15 protein-coding genes and 1 pseudogene are annotated in these 17,962 nt (G+C 45.7%); 11 read left to right on the plus strand and 5 right to left on the minus strand.

Annotated features, from left to right (window positions below; all coding sequences use genetic code 11):
• The first annotated feature begins 1,096 nt into the window (after positions 1-1,096).
• The 4 genes from QUA24_RS00515 (at position 1,097) to QUA24_RS00530 (ending at position 4,022) form a co-directional block, all read left to right on the plus strand.
• Positions 1,097-2,194: a phosphotransacetylase family protein gene (locus tag QUA24_RS00515; protein WP_333216462.1), complete on the plus strand. Its 1,098-nt coding sequence runs from the start codon at positions 1,097-1,099 to the stop codon at positions 2,192-2,194.
• Between the two features lie 278 nt (positions 2,195-2,472).
• On the plus strand, positions 2,473-2,976 hold the full coding sequence (locus QUA24_RS00520; protein WP_190744281.1) for a DNA recombination-mediator protein A: 504 nt from the start codon (positions 2,473-2,475) through the stop codon (positions 2,974-2,976).
• Between the two features lie 15 nt (positions 2,977-2,991).
• Complete coding sequence (locus QUA24_RS00525) at positions 2,992-3,408, plus strand: MAPEG family protein (RefSeq protein ID WP_333226609.1); 417 nt, start codon at positions 2,992-2,994, stop codon at positions 3,406-3,408.
• Positions 3,409-3,530: 122 nt separating this feature from the next.
• The gene (locus tag QUA24_RS00530) at positions 3,531-4,022 is read left to right on the plus strand and encodes a YajQ family cyclic di-GMP-binding protein (protein ID WP_333216466.1); all 492 of its coding nucleotides are present in this window, start codon (positions 3,531-3,533) and stop codon (positions 4,020-4,022) included.
• A 91-nt stretch (positions 4,023-4,113) separates the two neighbouring features.
• On the opposite strand, the gene QUA24_RS00535 is transcribed toward QUA24_RS00530, so the two are convergent.
• The 4 genes from QUA24_RS00535 to QUA24_RS00550 form a co-directional block, all read right to left on the minus strand.
• Entirely contained in the window at positions 4,114-5,778 is a 1,665-nt protein-coding gene (locus tag QUA24_RS00535) for a mucoidy inhibitor MuiA family protein (protein WP_333226389.1), read from the minus strand.
• 257 nt (positions 5,779-6,035) lie between these two features.
• The gene (locus tag QUA24_RS00540) at positions 6,036-6,926 is read right to left on the minus strand and encodes a methylenetetrahydrofolate reductase (protein WP_333226390.1); all 891 of its coding nucleotides are present in this window, start codon (positions 6,924-6,926) and stop codon (positions 6,036-6,038) included.
• 162 nt (positions 6,927-7,088) lie between these two features.
• On the minus strand, positions 7,089-8,099 hold the full coding sequence (gene trpS / locus QUA24_RS00545) for a tryptophan--tRNA ligase (RefSeq protein ID WP_333226392.1): 1,011 nt from the start codon (positions 8,097-8,099) through the stop codon (positions 7,089-7,091).
• A 155-nt stretch (positions 8,100-8,254) separates the two neighbouring features.
• A complete protein-coding gene (locus tag QUA24_RS00550; protein ID WP_333226394.1) occupies positions 8,255-9,370 on the minus strand; it encodes an HlyD family efflux transporter periplasmic adaptor subunit in 1,116 nt (371 codons plus the stop codon).
• Between the two features lie 334 nt (positions 9,371-9,704).
• On the opposite strand from QUA24_RS00550, the gene QUA24_RS00555 reads away from it, so the two are divergent.
• From QUA24_RS00555 to QUA24_RS00565, 3 genes are all read left to right on the plus strand, one after another.
• The gene (locus QUA24_RS00555; protein WP_333226396.1) at positions 9,705-9,929 is read left to right on the plus strand and encodes a secretion protein HlyD; all 225 of its coding nucleotides are present in this window, start codon (positions 9,705-9,707) and stop codon (positions 9,927-9,929) included.
• Positions 9,930-10,098: 169 nt separating this feature from the next.
• Entirely contained in the window at positions 10,099-10,281 is a 183-nt protein-coding gene (locus QUA24_RS00560; RefSeq protein WP_333226398.1) for a hypothetical protein, read from the plus strand.
• A gap of 135 nt (positions 10,282-10,416) precedes the next feature.
• Positions 10,417-12,627, plus strand: coding sequence for a peptidase domain-containing ABC transporter (locus QUA24_RS00565; RefSeq protein WP_333226400.1), 2,211 nt, complete (start codon positions 10,417-10,419; stop codon positions 12,625-12,627).
• 407 nt (positions 12,628-13,034) lie between these two features.
• On the opposite strand, the gene QUA24_RS00570 is transcribed toward QUA24_RS00565, so the two are convergent.
• Positions 13,035-13,427 carry a Fur family transcriptional regulator gene (locus tag QUA24_RS00570; protein WP_333152368.1) on the minus strand — a complete coding sequence of 131 codons (393 nt, stop codon included), beginning with the start codon at positions 13,425-13,427 and terminating at the stop codon, positions 13,035-13,037.
• Positions 13,428-13,570: 143 nt separating this feature from the next.
• Here QUA24_RS00570 and purS point away from each other — a divergent pair, with 143 nt between their 5' ends.
• From purS to QUA24_RS00590, 4 genes and pseudogenes are all read left to right on the plus strand, one after another.
• The gene (purS, locus tag QUA24_RS00575; protein ID WP_333042010.1) at positions 13,571-13,855 is read left to right on the plus strand and encodes a phosphoribosylformylglycinamidine synthase subunit PurS; all 285 of its coding nucleotides are present in this window, start codon (positions 13,571-13,573) and stop codon (positions 13,853-13,855) included.
• Between the two features lie 265 nt (positions 13,856-14,120).
• Positions 14,121-14,822, plus strand: a complete 702-nt coding sequence (gene purQ / locus QUA24_RS00580) for a phosphoribosylformylglycinamidine synthase subunit PurQ (protein WP_333226402.1) — start codon at positions 14,121-14,123, stop codon at positions 14,820-14,822.
• A 228-nt stretch (positions 14,823-15,050) separates the two neighbouring features.
• Positions 15,051-17,108 (plus strand): ATP-binding protein, encoded by a 2,058-nt coding sequence (locus QUA24_RS00585; protein ID WP_333226404.1) that lies wholly within the window; start codon positions 15,051-15,053, stop codon positions 17,106-17,108.
• Positions 17,105-17,962, plus strand: a pseudogene (locus tag QUA24_RS00590) (WD40 repeat domain-containing protein); the annotation flags it as partial. The gene QUA24_RS00585 and the pseudogene QUA24_RS00590, both read left to right, overlap by 4 nt.

Consider the following 17,962-nt stretch of genomic DNA (forward strand, 5'->3'; position numbering starts at 1 on the left):
TATAACTGGCGCACCAATAGTGTAAAGCCACGACGGCAATATTACATGATTGGTGTGCCAGCTCTATTTGAGAAGCGGAAATAGTAAGTGAGTTGCTGGATCATTCTCAACAATCCCTTTGGGGGTCAGCACTTATCCCCATTCCTAAAGTAAATCAACCGCAATTGTCAGTTGAGGCTGATACAGATTTCGCGTAGGGAGTCAGGCTTTGCCTAAGTCCCTACCTGTATTTCATCCAATTTAAAACTGCTGTATTTGTTGTGGGACAAGCGCAAAAACCTATTTCGGATATTGGTACTGTGCGAGTACGCGCGAGCGAAGCTATCGCTGTGAGGCGAATCGCGCCGTCCGATTTCGTTCAAATTTTGCGACTCGGTAGCTGATAGGAAAGCGCTGTAGTTCCGCCCAAGGAAAATCAATCTACAGCCATTGAACTGCGATCCGGCTAGCATCGAAATCAGCCTTTGGGCTGCCGAAATGCCAGCCCAAACCGCCAGACTATTTATGTGTTTAGAAGCTAGAATCCAGATCCTAAGCAGCTTATTGCTCGCAGTGCCACCGATCAGTTTGGACGCGGGCGATCGCCATAATAATTCATAACTAATAATACATATCCATTTTTAATGGTATGCAAAACTGATTAGGAAACAGACCGTGCTTTCTACCTACGGAATACCTGTATTTTATCAATAGAAATATGCCCTTAATTCTCCTGACAAGCCTTTTGCCGGGACAAAAGTTTTTTATCAACATTTATACTGTGTTGCTTTTATTTTAACTGCTCGATTGCCAGGTCTAAACTAAGCAATAATCTTTTAGGAAAATTGTCACGCAAAAAAACGGTTATTAAAGCAATCACGGTATATGAGTAATTGTCAAAAGCGGCGTATAAAAAATATAAGAAAACCCCAACTTTCACAAACAATGTGAAAAAAAAGGCGAAGAAAAGGGTTGCCAACAGATGAATAAAAGTTTCAATCAAAAAAATGATCGGCGCAAAAGCGACAAAATCGAGTATAATATAGTATTGCTAAATTGAGTCACAGTTCAGAACTACTGTTGAAAAACTAAATTTATTGAAATAGACAGGTGCAAATTGAGGATTGAAGGCGTACCCAAATTGACTAAATATTTGCTGATCGGTTCCACAAAAGCTTACAGTGGCAAGTCTGCCATCGCCCTGGGGATGGCACTCGGACTCCGGGACAAGGGGCTGGCCGTCGCCTACGGCAAACCTCTGGGAACCTGTTTTAGCTCGCCAGGAGCTGGGATCGAGGAGGAAGACGTGCGGTTCGCCGTAGAGACGCTGAAGCTCTCAGAAAGTCAGATGCCGTCAACACTGCTGTATTTGGATGAAGAGACGGTTCACAAGCGTTTGCGGGGAGAAGACAAGACAGATTACCGCCAGTCTTTAGCACAATATTTGCAAGCTCCCAGCGGAGACTTGGTGTTGTTAGAAGGCCCCGCTAATTTGGAGGAAGGCAGTCTGTTTGACTTGTCTTTGGTTCAAGTCGCTGAGGCAGTTGATGCCTCTGTGTTGTTGGTAGCCCGCCCGATCGATCTGTATGTAGACGATTTGCTGTCGGCTAAACAGCGTTTGGGTTCGCGGTTGCTGGGGGTGGTACTCAATGACGTTCCCTCGGACAAACTGGAATCCGTAACGGCGACTGTGCGGCCTTTTCTGGAGGCTGCGGGTATTCCAGTTTTGGGAATGTTGCCGAGAAGTGCTTTGCTGCGAAGTGTCAGCGTCAAAGAATTGGTACACCAATTGAAAGCTGATGTGCTCTGCCGTAAAGACCGTTTGGACTTGATGGTGGAAACCTTGACAATTGGCGCGATGAATGTTAGTTCTGCTCTGAAGTATTTCCGCAAAGCGAGAAATATGGCGGTGGTGACGGGGGGCGATCGCACGGACATTCAGCTAGCGGCTCTGGAAAGCTCGACTCAGTGCTTAATTTTGACAGGCCACTTGCCTCCTTCTCCCCTGGTGATTGGCAGGGCAGAAGAAATGGAAATTCCGGTTTTGTCTGTTGATTTGGATACCTTAACCACGGTGGAAATTATCGACAGCACCTTTGGCAGCGTGCGCCTGCACGAACCGATCAAGGTGGAATGCGTTACTCAGCTAATGGCAGAACATTTTGACCTTGATGGCATGATGGCATCCTTGGGCCTGAGCGATCGAGTCCATTAATAAGAGAGCCGGAGCTGAGGGAAGAAGGTATTCGGCAGAGAGAATTTTTTGTTTAAATAAATAAAAAGCTAAAATTCTTAAATTCTCAATTTTTCTTGAATTCTACCTTGAACTCCGGCTGCCGAATGTCTTGAGACATTCTGCCTTCTGGCTTCCTCAAATCTGCCGCTCCTCTAGTCTGATCTGGTAAATCAGCAATTCTTAACTTCTTTTTGGCGGCAATGGCTAGTGAGTCTGCTAAAATCCACAACGTAGTTTTATTTAATTTAATAAATTCTTTGAGTCAATCAATTGAGCTACCCAGAGTAGATGATTTTTTACAAGAACTTGCGGCGATCCAGCAAACCGGCTCCAAGCGGATTGCTCTTTTGGGTTCTCGCCACGTTCCTATTACCCACCAGCAGCTAATTGAGATGCTGAGCTACGCCATAGTTCTGGGAGGCAATCAGCTCATCACTTCTGGCGCTACAGGCACCAATTCAGCCGCAATTCGGGGGGCAATGCGAGCAGATCCTAATCTGCTGACGGTGATTTTGCCACAAAGTATGAGTCGCCAGCCCCGGGAGTCTCGCGACCAACTCGAACAAGTGATACATTTGGTAGAAAATCCCAAAAATGATAGCTTGTCTCTGCCGGAAGCAAGCGCCATGTGCAATCAGGAGATTATTTCTCGCTGCCAGCAACTGATCTGTTTTGCTTTTCACGAAAGCCACACTTTGCTGAAAACTTGCCAGGATGCGGAGGAACAGCGCAAGGTAGTTACTCTGTTCTATTTTGATTGAACTGCGAGGCGGATGATGCTGTTGGGATTGCCTGTGTCGGTTATTCTGCTTGATTGTATTGCTGCTGCGGCTGCGCTGGTTTACGCACCGTTTTTGGTGGTTGCGATCGCCCGCTTGCAGCTAGGCTACGATCAAGCAGCCCCCCGCGCTATGTTTGAGAGGTTGCCTGCTTACGCTCAACGGGCAACTTGGGCTCACCAAAATTCGTTTGAGACGTTTATGCTGTTTTCAGCCGCGGCTTTGATGGCTTTTGTGACGGGGGTAGATTCGGAACCGGCAGGTTGGGCTGCGATCGCTTTTACGATCGCCCGGTTGTTGTTTTCGGTTTTCTATATTCTGAATGTGCCACTGGGGCGATCGCTCATGTTCGCGATTAGTTCTTCTTGCACAGCTACTTTATTCTATTTCAGTTTAATGGCTGTTAATGGCTAATTATTATTAGTCAGTAATCAGTAGTCATGAGTCATCAGTCATTAGTCATTAGTTAAGAGACGCTTAATTAATGACTAATTACAATTACCCATTACCCATTACCCATTACCAATTACTAATTTATGGCTGCTAGTTATTCCTTTGATATTGTCAGCGATTTCGATCGCCAAGAATTAGTCAATGCTGTTGACCAAACAACGCGAGAAATTCAAAGCCGCTACGACTTGAAAGATACCAAAACCACTGTAGAATTGGGCGCTGAAGCAATTACTGTCAATACCGACAGCGAATTTACTCTCGATGCAATTCACACTGTTTTGCAAACTAAAGCCGCCAAGCGCAATTTGTCTCTGAAAATTTTTGATTATGGGAAAATTGAAGCTGCTAGTGGTACTAGAGTACGCCAAGAAATCAAACTGAAAAAAGGGATTGACCAGGAAATTGCCAAGAAAATTACTAAATTAATTCGAGATGAGTTTAAAAAGATTCAAGGCTCGATTCAAGGTGATGCAGTGCGCGTTTCTGCTAAGGATAAGGATGATTTACAGTTGGTAATTCAACGCTTGAAGCAAGAAGATTATCCCGTGGCTTTGCAGTTTACAAATTACCGCTAAACTGGATAGTTTCTATAAGCTTCAGTCCTCATACGTGGTGACGAATCAGGACTAAAGTCCTGACTTCAAACAAGTTTTTATCGACTTAATATTAAATATCTAAACCCGTGACTGTTAAGTCGGGAGGATGTTCGACCACAAACTGGTAATATAACTCTTGCTTTGCTTGCGGCGGCAGAGACATTATCCATTCTAGCAGCCCCATTTCACCTGCTACTATCTTCGGATTAGTGAGAGTAGATCGCACTTTAATTTGTTCATTGCGGCTGACTGGCAATTGCTCTTTTAGTGTCAGGTGTACCTGCACCTGCTGCAAGTTAGTCACATTTAAGCGATAAGCGTAACTCATGCGCCGCTGCTGGCCGATCAGTTTTTTATCTACTTGTCTTTCCACTAACTCCCGCTCTATTTTTAACCGTTCATCAATTCCTAAATTAACTTTATATTCTTGGCCGGGGGAAACATTTTCTAACTGCACACTGCCGACAAAAGTGTTATCGCGAAAGATATTTGCTTTACCGGGCAGAAGAGTTGCACCTGTCAGCGGATTTACAACAACTGCTTGCAAATAGGCAAAACTGACTAATCGCGGGACGGCTATATATTCAGGTTTAAACGGATAATTTTCGCTGAAAATAGTGACTTTGTGCGGCGTGCCGTCGCTGGGAATGTTGGTATTTCCGCCTACTTGAAATGACACAGTGCCGCCTTCTATCGATACTTGTGCGATCGCGGTTTGAGCTGCTATGGATTCGGGTGCGGCAGCAGCACCGTCCCCAGCCATCATTGCAAATTGTGCCTCGGTTTCCATCTCTAATTCCATATAGTCTCTTTCCATTTCTGCTCCCGCAGTCGCTCGGGTGGGTTTCATCAAAATTTGTCGGGATCGAGCTGATCTTGGGTGAACAATATCGATAAACCAGGGTTGGAGTTTTGGTGGCAAAGTTCCCATTCCGGGTTTAGCTGTGGATAAAGTCAGCGCTACTCCCGTCCAATCTTCCCCTGTATTTTGATTGACTTCGGCTAGGTAATTGAGATTAATTTGGTTGTTGGTAGTGTTGACTCGCAAGTCGTAAAGGGGAGTCCAATTTGCTCGCCTTACTACATAGGAAACTTCTAGTTCAAAATTGCCGCTGCCACTTGGTTCGATGGCGACAATGATGTTAAAACTTTGCTGGGAATCGGGACTTTGTACTTGCCACAACTGCTGCCGTAAAGCTTCTATTTGATTGTCTAATTCTTGCTGCTGTTTTTCGTGTTGGGCGATCGCACTTACATATTTTAGGTAATTAGTTCCTAAAAAGTTGAGCAATTCGCCAGTGTCGTTTAAACCTACCTGCTGTTTGGCGATGCCACTGGAAAAGAAACCAACGCTTTTTTCGCTCAAACCTTCCACAAATTTGAGTTGAATTTTCCGGGCGGTTATTTTGTCGTTAATTCCCCGTCTTTGGGTTTGTAACTCTTGAATTTGTTGGGTTAGTTCGGCAGTGCGATCGCCCACTGGTTCGCTGCTAAACACTGTTTCGGTTCGCACTCCCAACAATCGCACTGCAACTGTACCCGCACCCGTGGCCCTGACTGACTCTGTGTCGAGGGTTGCAGGAACCGAGGCGATCGCCAATTCTCGCTCGTTTCCCGTCAGAGATACCGTACCGCGGCGCGTCACCAAAGCGCGATCGGTGTAAACTGTAACTTTGGATATGCTAGTATTTAGTATTTTAATGGTATCAGAATTAAGTATTTCTGAGTCAGTCATTGTTAGTTGCTCCTATTTAATAACCGTTTAGTCGATCGTGCATTTTGCAAAGTAGTTTATCAATCAAACTCAGAAGTTATTGGATTATCTACAACGGGGAAGGCCGGGTTTACGAGATCATTAGTTTTATACATTGATGGTTGGTCAAACCTGCCCCTACATTTTGATGTTCAAAATGCTAGCGCGGGGTGGGCAGGTTTATGATATCTTTAATGTTAGGCATTAATAGTTGATAAAACCCGCCCCGTGGGTTAATTTTAGCTCAGTGGCTCGATTCCTGCCAAATCCAAAATTTGAGGAATTAAATCTTCTCGTTTGACAGCCATCATGTGAACTCCTTGACAAATCTGCCGCGCTAGCTTGACTTGTTCGGCAGCAATTTTTATGCCTTCCTGCAATGGTTCTGGAGATTTTGCTAAACGATCGATCGTCTCTTGTGGGATGTGAACTCCCGGCACGTATTTTTTAATAAATTCAGCATTTTTAGCTGATTTAAACAAAAATATTCCTGCTAAAACTGGCTTGTTGCAGCCTGCAGCAACGTGGTGCATAAACTTATCCAAAACTTCAAAATCAGTAATTAATTGACTCTGAAAAAACTGTGCTCCAGCCTCTACTTTTTTCTCAAATCGACTTTGCAAACCAGACCAACTGGGGCATTGCGGATCGACGGCAGCACCGACAAATAAATCAGTAAATCCGTCTGTTAAAGGTTTGTCATTCCAGTCTAAGCCGCCGTTCATTTTTTGAATGACTTGTAACAGTCGTACTGATTCAAAGTCGAATACACTTTTTGCTTTAGGATGGTCGCCCGCTTTGACGGGATCACCTGTAAGTGCTAATACATTGCGTATGCCTAAAGCGTGGGCTCCCATGAGATCAGCTTGCAGACCAATTTGATTGCGATCACGACAAGCAACTTGACAAATTGGCTCAATTCCGTGCTGCACTAAAATCGCCGAAACTGCTAGGGGACACATTCGCAACACTGCGCGACTCCCGTCTGTGACATTAATGGCGTGAACTCTATTTTTGAGGCGTTCAGCCATTTGAATCGTGTGAGTTATGTCGCCGCCTTTTGGTGGGGCAACTTCGGCGGTAATTATAAATTCTCCGGGGGTGGTGCAGGCTGTGCGAAAACGGTTCATAGTTATTCCAAGGAAGAAGGCACGACACTGATTTTGACACGGATACACGGATTAATTATCGAGGGTTCCTTCTGAGGGTGAAGGAACAAAACCCTTCGACTTACTTCCCTTCGGGTACGCTTTGCATGATTTGTTCAGAGTAAAAAGAAGGAAGAAGGAAGACTAATTAGGCAGAGAATAACCGAAAGCTGTTTTAACCTTAGTTAGAGTTTGATTCGCAATAGCTTCTGCTTGTTCTCTTCCGCGACGTAGTACAGACTCTAAATATCCCGGATCGTCCATTATTTCCTTGTATTTATCCTGAATAGGTTTGAGGGCATTAATTGTCGTCTCTGTCAGCAAGGGTTTAAAATCTCCCCAACCCATGTTTTCACACTCCGCTGCTACTTCTTCCTTAGATTTGCCGGAAAGCAGGAGATAAAGTGTCAGCAAATTTCTAGCTTCGGGGCGATCGGGGTCGTCAAATGTCAAACCCCGCACGGCATCGGTTTTGCAGCGCTTGATTTTTTTGGCGATCGCATCTGGCGAATCCAATAAATTAATTCGACTTTGTTCGGAAGGGTCAGATTTCGACATTTTGCGCGTGCCATCTGTCAAACTCATCACCCTGGCACCGTCAGTCCGAATTAACGGTTCGGGAAGTTTCAATACTGGCTTTTCGGGTGTGCCGAATTGGTGATTTAATCTGATGACAATATCGCGGGTGAGTTCCAAATGCTGTTTTTGGTCTTCTCCCACTGGCACTTTGTCGGCATCGTAAAGCAAAATGTCTGCTGCCATTAACACGGGATAATTTAGCAAGCCTGCATTGACATTTTCACCTTGTTTAATTGCTTTTTCTTTAAACTGAATCATATCTTCGAGCCAGTTAATCGGCGTAATACAGTTGAGCAGCCATGCTAGTTCTGTGTGCGCCGAGACGTGGGATTGCACGAAAATAGTAGAATATTCTAAGTCGATGCCGCAAGCTAAATACAGTGCGGCGATCGTGTAAGTATCGGAGGCTAGAGTTGCTGGATTGTGCGGTGCGGTAATTGCGTGCAAATCGACTACGCAGAAGTAATTTTCGTACTGACTTTGACCTTCTACCCAGTTGCGAATGGCACCGAGATAATTGCCGAGGTGAAGATTGCCGGTTGGCTGAACTCCAGAAAGAACGCGCTGTTTGCCCATGAGGAAAGAATAGAATTGAACTCACATTTCTATATTGACACGTTATTTCAATTTCAGAGCCTCTAATTTTCTGGCGGTTGACTGTTGAGTGTTGAGTGTTGACTGCTGACTGCTGACTGTTGACTGCTGACAACTAACAATTGACAACTGACTAATTACCAATCTGTCAGCAACCTTGCTTTCCGCAAAACAAATGTCAGAACAGTTTCTTCGCCGGTAATAATATCGGCTCTGCCTTCCATTCCCGATTGAATCGAATACTGGCGAGGCACATTAGCCGGGGAGTTTCCGAAGAATTGGCCGTTGGTGGATTTGAGTCTTGTTAAATAAGTTTGTTCAGGCTTAATTGCCACTTCGTAATAAGCTGTACCTAAATTATTAGTGGGATTTTGAGGGGCGATCGCATCTGGGGCGATTTCGCTGACGGTTCCTTTTAATGTGCCGTAATCGGGGAAAGGCAAAGCCGAAATCCTGATCTGTACGGGTTGGCCGATTTGGATGCGGGCGATGTCTTGGGATGTCACCTTGGCTTTGACTACCAGGGGTACGTCGCTGGGGACGATTTGGGCGATCGCACTGCCGGCTTGTACGGTTTGACCAGTATTTCGTACTTCCAATCTGAGAATTGTACCATCCGTGGGCGTGCGGATCACGCTATTTTCTAGTTTTAACTCAATTTGATTGAGTTCTTTTTTAGCTTGAATTAATTGTTGTTGAATGGACGATCGCTTGACTAGCAAAACCCGCCGACTTCGGCCCAGTCTCTCGGCGACATCCGGCAGCGATGTGGCGAATTTAACTAAAGCGGATTCGATTAATTCCTGTTGGGCGGAACTTTCACTTTCGATGTTTTTAAATTGGGCGCTGGCCAAAATTTGGTTTTCTAAGTCGCGCAGTTGCTGGTTGATTTGCTGTGCTGCTGTTTGAGACTGATTAATGATTTCTTGTAACTGCTGTTGTTGAGCGCCCAAACGCGAAGCGTCTACAACTGCGATCGCATCTCCTTCTTTTACTGTCTGATTCTCGCTGACAGCAATGCTTTCGACGGTTCCTTCGGTGGCGGCTTGCACGACGCGCACTTCTCCGGCTGGACGGACGATCGCGTCTGCTTTGACTGTAGCGCTGTATTTGGTGACGCTAGCGAGGGCGATCGCCCCGCCAAAGGTCGCCACCATCAAAATGCCCCCCAAAGTCGTCCAGCGGCTGACAGGGGGCAAAAACTGGTCGTTATCAAAGGTTTCAGCGGGTGTGGCTTCGGGAGTGAGAGACATGGCGGCAAGGGGGAGAGGGGAATAGTTGGAAATTTTGAGTTTTGAGTTAGGGGGAGGGAGAGATCGCTGATTTGTTTTGTCACTTTTACGATCAGCTTTCCGGAAACCAAGCATAGGTTTAGAAGTCTAAATCAAAATTCACAGGGTAAAGGTAAAAATCCGCACAGCTTTGCCGTTCCCACCCACAAACTTCGCCAAATATGAAAAGGAGTGAAGCCAGCGGGCGACTGTCATGAAAATACGGCGTTTCCGCCATGAGTTTTGGCACTGTTACCGGGTTTTTCCTGTATGCGTAGGTAGTAAGTAAGTACATAGGTATTAATAGGAGTTATTTATGTCAAAAAATCAACCAGCTTCACTCTTCATCGAAGTAACCGATGGAGAATCTGCTACTGTCAACGGTGGCAACATTACCAGCGGTGTTAGCGGTGCTAAAAGCAACAGCGAGACGGATAACAGCAGCCGCGAGGGTCTCACTATGCTGTTTTTCCTGCCGCAGCCCCAGCTTTATCTGTACGATCCGAGGCGCGATCGCCCTTACCCAACCCTAGTGGTTTAGATAGCTGAGTCAAGTTGTGCGATAAAGTAAATTTTGAAAATTTACCCGTAGTATTCCGGATGTCGTACAGGACTACAAGAAGTATTACTCAGTATTTACACGAGAATCTAGAAATTAAATAATATTTCTAGTTTCCCTTCAATTTTATTAAGTTAAACGGAGTCTAATCATGAAAGAAACAAAGGACAATTCACTGTTTGCTGAACTCACCCCTGAAGAATCAGCTAGCGTCAACGGCGGTCACTATTCTGCCAATCGATACAATTGTCAGCGGCAGCGGCGCAGTTGGGTCGTGTACCGCCGGAATTGCGACGGTTCATACAGAAGAGTAGTCCGCTACGCCTACTACTAAATTTTAGTGCTAGTCAATTCAGATCTATAACTGTGGAATCGAGAAAGCACCCATAACTTTATGGGTGCTTTTTGCTGATTGGGTAGTTGGTGATGAGTAATCTTCTTTATGCTCTACCATTATTCATTTTGCAAAATGTTAAAGAAGATCCCTTTGATCGGCAAAATGCCATTATTCGGACAAGTTAACAGGTTTAAGAAATATCAGGTTGTTCTCCAGCAGAGCGAAGAAGATTGCGGGGCGGCTTGTTTGGCTTCGATCGCGAAATTTTACGGACAAAATTTTACTATTAGCCGCTTACGAGAATGTGCGGGCACCGGCCAAAAAGGGACGACTCTGCTGGGCTTGAAACAAGGTGCTGAGGCGATCGGCTTTAATGCTCGATCCGTGCGAGCCGCGGCTGCTATTTTAGACCAAATTGAGGAAGCGCCTTTACCGGCAATTATTCACTGGAGCGGTTATCACTGGGTTGTTTTGTACGGAAAGCAGGGCGAAAAATATGCGATCGGCGATCCGGCTGTCGGTATGCGCTATGTTTCTAAAGCAGAATTAGCAGCAGCTTGGACAGATTGGCTGTGCTTGCTAGTAGAACCCGATGCTGAGCGGTTTTTTGCGGCTGCAGAGGGCCAACCGCCCGCCAATTCCTTACAAAAATGGATGCGCCGGGTTGGGATTTATCGCCCGATTTTAATGGAAGCATTTTTGCTGAATGTGGTGTTGGGTTTGCTGTCGATTTCTTCGCCTTTTCTCGTTCAACTGCTCACCGACGACATCCTGGTGCGGGGCGACAGACAACTCCTGGCGAGTGTGGCGATCGCAGTTATAGTTATGAACCTTTTTAGCAGCAGTTTAGGATTGGTAGAGTCGAACTTAATTGCTCAGTTCTCCCAGCGTTTAGAATTGGGATTGGTCATGGAATTTGCTCGCAAATTCCTGCGATTGCCTTTGAGCTTTTACGAAACCAGACGCAGTGGCGAAATCGTCAGTAGATTACAAGATATCCAAGAAATAAATAAATTAGTTTCTCAAGCCGCTATCAGCTTGCCTAGTCAATTTTTCATAGCTGTAGTTTCTTTTGTTTTTATGTTGTTTTACAGCAAAGAGCTGACTTTAGCAGCTACAGCTATAGCTCTCTTAATGACTGCCTCTACAGTGGTATTTCTGCCCGTATTGCAGCAAAAAACGCGCAGTTTATTTGTACTGGAAGCAGAAACTCAAGGCGTTTTAGTAGAAACTTTTAAAGGCGCGCTGACGGTCAAAACTACTACCAGCGGTCAGCAACTTTGGGAAGAATTTCAAACCCGCTTCGGTCGCTTAGCAAAGCTCACTTTCCGCACTACACAAATTGGCATTCTCAACAATATATTTTCTGGTTTTGTTGCCTCTGCTGGCAGCATTACTCTGCTGTGGCTTGGTAGCGGTTTGGTGATTGACAAGGTATTGAGTATCGGTCAGTTGCTAGCGTTTATTAGCATGAATCAAAACGTTACTGCTTGGGTAAATTCGCTAGTAGGATTTACTGATGAGATGACTCGCGTGCAGACAGCTACTCAACGGCTGTCGGAAGTTATCGATGCTGAACCGGAAACTAAAGACGATACGAATAAACCTTTTGTAACTATTCAAGACCGCGACGGTATTGTTTGCAAGAGTGTTAATTTTCACTACCCCGGTAGACTTGACTTGCTGGAAAATTTTTCTGTCACATTTCCCGGCGGTCAAGCAATTGCTTTAATTGGCAATTCCGGCTGCGGAAAAAGTACGCTAGCAAAAGTAATTTCTGGTCTGTACCCGCTGCAATCTGGTAATATTAGAATTGGCGGTTACAACTTACAGGATTTGTCTCTAGACAGTCTCAGACAGCAGGTAGTATTGGTTCCTCAAGAAGCGCATTTTTGGAGCCGTTCGATTCTCGAAAATTTTCGTTTGGGCAGTCCAGATATCAGCTTTGAACAGATTGTTAAAGTTTGCAAAATTGCGGGAGCGGATGAATTTATCAGCCAATTGCCTGATAAATATCAAACTGTTTTAGGGGAGTTTGGAGCGAATATTTCTGGCGGACAAAGACAAAGATTGGCGATCGCCCGCGCCATTCTCAACAACCCGCCTGTATTGATTTTAGACGAATCTACCGCAGGGCTTGACCCCGCAAGCGAAGCGGAAGTTTTAGAACAATTGTTGATGTATCGGCACGGGAAAACGACAATTTTTATCAGTCACAGGCCGCGAGTGATTGATCGCGCCGATTGGATTATCATGTTAGAACGCGGCCGATTGAAACTGCAAGGCTCGGCTGCAAAATTGCGATCGATTCCAGGAGACCATTTAGAGTTTTTGCATCCTTAAACGAGTTAATAAAACGACAGGTTGAAATCTGTCGCGACACAAACAACACCCGGCTGCGCGGTTCGACACCGAGTCAATCGATTTTAGATTTTAGATTAAAGATTAAAGAATTGAAGCATTGACCCCACGGATAAATTCGGGGGGCAAGTTTCATCGGAGACACGTTTTTTATTTCTGGGTTCTGAGTCTGCTTTCGGAATGAATCCGGGGGCTTGTATCCTGGATGATTTCGGTCAACACTCAACAGTCAACAATCATTTCGCTCGTGCAACCGGAATTGAGATCACTCATGACTAATAACTTCTCTAAGGAATGAGAATTAAATAACTTCCACTCTTGAAAGTGGGATGGGCGTCCCGCCCGTCCCACAATAACAATTAAAATTGTAAGTTATTTAATTCGCGAGCCTAAGATTCTTGAGCCAAAGTACATCGATCACACAATCCGAAAAACTCCAAAGTGTGATAATAAATCTTGAAAGAATGAGATTGTTGTAGTTGGCTTTCTAAGTGGTGGACGGGGCATTCGTCGATCGTAATGGAGGTGCCACATTCCAGACAAGTTAAGTGATGTTGGTCTTGGTGGGCGGCACCGTAGAGAGACTCGCCACTAGCGAGGGTTCTGACGTGAACGAACCCCTCTCGCTTTAAACCGTCGAGGGAGCGGTAAACGGTTGCTAAGCCCATGCTTTGGTCGCTGTTACGCAGTTCTAAGTAAATATCTTGCGCTGAGAGCGATCGATTCAAGTGCTTGAGCAAGTGTAAAATACGCTCCTGACTGCGGGTGCGGTTGGTTCTCATAATTTTTTTGTGTAATCTGCTGGAATCACATCTGTCCCTGTTTCTAGGCTATCTTACTTGGGCGAACCAAATGGCGATCGGCGCGCAGCTCGGTTGTAGAATACAATGGGGCTAACTTTCACATCACCTACCGCAACATTCCCGTGACTCAGAAATATCTTGCCCAAATCTATGTTACCCTCCGCCCTTCTGTTTTAGATCCCGCCGGCACAGCCGTACAGTCTGGTTTGCAACACATGGGATACGACAATGTTGAGCGTGTGCGAATCGGGAAGTACGTTGAATTGACGCTGACTGCTGCTGGTGAGTCGGAGGCCCGCGAACAACTCGATCGCGTTTGCGACCAACTTTTGGCTAATCCAGTGATTGAAAATTATCGCTTTGATTTGACTGAAATTCCTGTTGCTGTGGAGACAGCGGCGGCATAAATTCGATCGCCCCTAGGGTTTTTTTAAAGCCGGAGATCCCCCTAACTCCCCTTAATAAATGGGGGACAAGAGCATTCAAAGTCTCTGTTAAAAACGCGGGAACTCGCAACACTCAAAGTCCCCCTTCTTAAGGGGGATTTAGGGGGATCGAGACTTAGATACAAGCGAGAGAAACATAAGATTTTAGTCTTATGTTGACATCTCTTCCCTCTTCCCTCTTCCCTCTTCCTTCTTCCTTCTTCCTTCTTCCCTCTTCCTTCAGCTTATGAAATTTGGAGTTATTGTTTTTCCGGGTTCAAATTGCGATCGCGATGTGGTATGGGTGACTCAAGGGTTACTCCACCAACCAACTCGCATGATTTGGCACGAAGATACCGATATTTCGGATATTGATATCATTGTAATTCCCGGTGGTTTCAGTTACGGAGATTATTTGCGGTGCGGCGCGATCGCCCGTTTTTCTCCGGCGATGCGGGCTACGGCGGAACACGCGAAACAGGGCAAACTTGTACTGGGTATTTGCAACGGTTTTCAGGTGTTGACTGAAGCTGGTTTGTTGCCCGGTGCTCTGGTGCGGAATGCGGGATTGAATTTTATTTGCGATCGCGCTTCTTTGAAAGTCGAGCGCGGTAATACTCGTTGGACTGCGGCTTATACTTCCGGTGAAATCATCGATTTGCCGATCGCCCACGGGGAAGGCAACTATTATGCTGATGCCGATACATTAGCACAACTAGAAGAGCACGAGCAAGTGCTGTTTCGCTACTGCACAGAGGCGGGCAAAATTAGCGATGCTGGCAATCCCAACGGTTCGTTAAATAATATTGCCGGCATTTGTAATCGGGCGGGCAATGTGTTAGGAATGATGCCGCATCCTGAGAGGGCTTCCGATCCGATGTTGGGCGAAACTGATGGGGTGAAGTTGTTTCAAGGGTTGTTAATGGCAAGTGTGGCTGCTGTTTTGTAGTTGCAATATTTGAGTTATTGCATTTGCAATAACCGCCAGGGTTTAAAACCCCTGTCTCATAGCGCAAGTCCTCGCAATGAGGACTAAAAACCTTTTGATATCAACTAACTTTTCAGTCGGTTCAAACCGACTTTCGCTATGAGGCGGGGGTTGAAACCCCCGACGGACTAAACGCAAGCGTGCAAGATATAATTACTACCAACTATTTAAAAGAGGAATGTTTATTTTATGCCGTTAATTGATTTAGCTAATACTAAAATTAGGGTAATTGGATACAGTGCGGTGATGGCTATTGGACAAGTTATTTCAAATGCGATCGCCAATCCGGCAACTCAAGCAGCAGCGGGTATTATTGGCGGCCCGATCGCACTTGGGGGAGTTTCTATTTTAGCAGCGATTGCTGGTAGTCTCGCTGAGACTATGGCCGCTGATGAACTGGCAAATCGGATGACGGAAGGGTTGAGCAAAAATCCGAGGATTCTCGATAATCACGATTTGATTAAGGCGGCGGGTGAGGCGATCGGCTATATTTTGAGAGAGGTTGCGAAGTCCGATCGCCTAATTGCGATCGCCGAAACCAAAAAATTGCCTTATCCAGAAACAGTACTCAGTCAATTAGCCGAGAAAACTCCTGAATACTGGCTGGATATTAACACGAATACAGCCGACTTGTCAAAGGGTTTAAATATTTCCGAAGACCAGTTAACCAAGATTTTTTCTGCGGATGCCGAGGAGTTCGATCGAGTTACCGGATTGACAACGGCAGATTGGGCAACTTTCCTCAACGAATTCGCGGCCAGCGAGGGCAAATCCTTCGATGCGGAAATTGTGGGATTTGTCGCGGACAAGCTGTACGCCACTTTCCCGAAAGCGTACCGCGAAGTGCTGAAACTGGATGCGGCGAAGGGAGGAGAAAAGTTTGCCGCGATGCTGTTGAATCTGCACCAAATTGCTTTGACGGAACTGAGAGATTTGGGGCTGCAAAATGGGGAAATTCTGCAGAAATTGGAGGCCGTGGCGACTGGGCAGCAGATTTGTCAAGTGATGGTGAAATTGGAGGCGCTCGAAATTGGCATCCGCGACGATTTGGCGGAGATTCGGGCATTGCTGAAAAGATATATCGATCCTGCTGCACCGAGTTTGCCGATTCCTGTTAAGTCAGAGACGATTATTCAGGACAGAATTAAAGACTTTACCGGTCGAAAATTTGTGTTTGAAGCAATTAATGAGTTTCTGAGGACAAAGCAAAAAGGCTATTTTGTTTTGCAGGCGGAACCGGGTGTTGGGAAAAGCGCGATTATGGCTGCCTGTGTGGTGATGTTGAAGCGCCGCTGCGTTACTCATTTCAACTCGCAACCGGACGGGATTGTCAGCGCTAAAACTTTTTTGGAAAATGCTTGCACTCAGTTGATTGAAGGTTTTGGCCTTAAAAATAAGTATCCGCAACTGCCGGAAAATGCCCTGGAAAATAACAATTTTTTATGCGAGTTGTTGAAGGAAGTTAGCGATAAGTCTAGCAGGGACAAAAAAATAATTTTTGTGGTGGATGCGCTGGATGAAGTTGATCGGAAGGCTCAAACTAGCAACAGTAATGTTTCGTATTTGCCTAATGATTTGCCGGATAACGTTTATTTTATTGTCTCGAAGCGGCCGGCATTTCTGACAATGCCGACAGCTAACAAGACGGTTTTTGATTTGATGGAGTACGATGCACAAAGTCTCGAAGATGTCGAGGCTTATCTGGCAAAACGCACGGAGAGAAGCCAGTTAATTCAGGATTGGATTAAGGGTCGAAATTTGCAGCGGGAACACTTTGTGACGGCGGTAGCCCAAAAAAGCGAAAAGAAATTTATCTATCTCCGCCACGTACTTGATGAGATTGAAGGCGGCACGTACAATGATGTGAATTTAAACGATTTGCCAGCGGGTTTGGAGGAATATTATCAAAAACACTGGGGACAGATGATCGGCTGGGAAGACGATCCTCTGCTGAAATTGAAGGTTAGGATTATCTATTTCCTGTCGCAAGTAGAGGAAGCAGTTTCTTGTCGCTGGTTGGCTAAATGTGCCCGCGAGCAAGATGTTATGAAAGTACAGCAGGTACTAAAGAAATGGGATTCGTTTTTGCGACATGAGAAGGTAGAGAAGGAAACTCGATACACTATCTATCACAATAGTTTTCGGCAGTTTCTGGAAGCGGATGAAACTGTGCAGTTGGCTGGACTAACACTGGAAGATATTAATGATGACATTAGTGATAACTCTACAGAAGGAGCGCCGCTATGAGCGAATTAGGTGTGTGGTTGGCGCAGCAGTGTCAGGAAGATCGAGATTTGCTGTTGAAGTATCAACCGAAGAGATTTGCGAAACAGGGGAAGGTTGACCGTTATTGTGCTTGGTTGACGGATTTCGGTTTTATTGAGATGAAACTGGAATTTTTGGGGGTACAAGCGCTAATTGATGATTACGATTTGGCGAGAAATTCTGATGTTTTGCTGTCGGAGGGGCAAAGTCAAACTCTGAGATTGATTCAAGGGGTAATTCGGAAGTCGGCGCACGTTTTGGATGGGGATAAAACGCAATTGGCTGGGCAATTGTTGGGGAGGTTGATGGATTTTGAAATGCCTGAAATTCAGGGGTTGCTGGAACGGGCGCGGCAGTCGAAAGATAGTGTTTGGTTGCGGCCTTTGAGGGGTAATTTAGAGCGGGCAAATGAAGGGGCATTGCGGACGCTTGTCGGTCATACTGACTCTGTAAATGCAGTGGCGATCGCACCAGACGGAAAAACAGCGATTTCCGCTTCAAGGGATCAAACGCTGAAAATCTGGGACACCGAGAGTGGCAGGGAACTGAGAACCCTCACCGGTCATACTGACTTTGTAAATGCAGTGGCGATCGCACCAGACGGCAGAACCGCGATTTCCGCTTCAGATGATCGAACCCTGAAAATCTGGGACACCGAGAGTGGTACTGAACTGCGAACCCTCACCATTCATCCTTCCTTGCTAAATCTAATGTACATAAATGCAGTGGCGATCGCACCCGATGGCAAAACCGCGATTTCCGCTTTATCGGATAACACCCTGAAAATCTGGGACACCGAGAGTGGTACCGAACTGCGAACCCTCACCGGTCATACT

The sequence above is a fragment of the Microcoleus sp. Pol12B5 genome (assembly GCF_036701335.1).
GTDB lineage: Bacteria > Cyanobacteriota > Cyanobacteriia > Cyanobacteriales > Microcoleaceae > Microcoleus.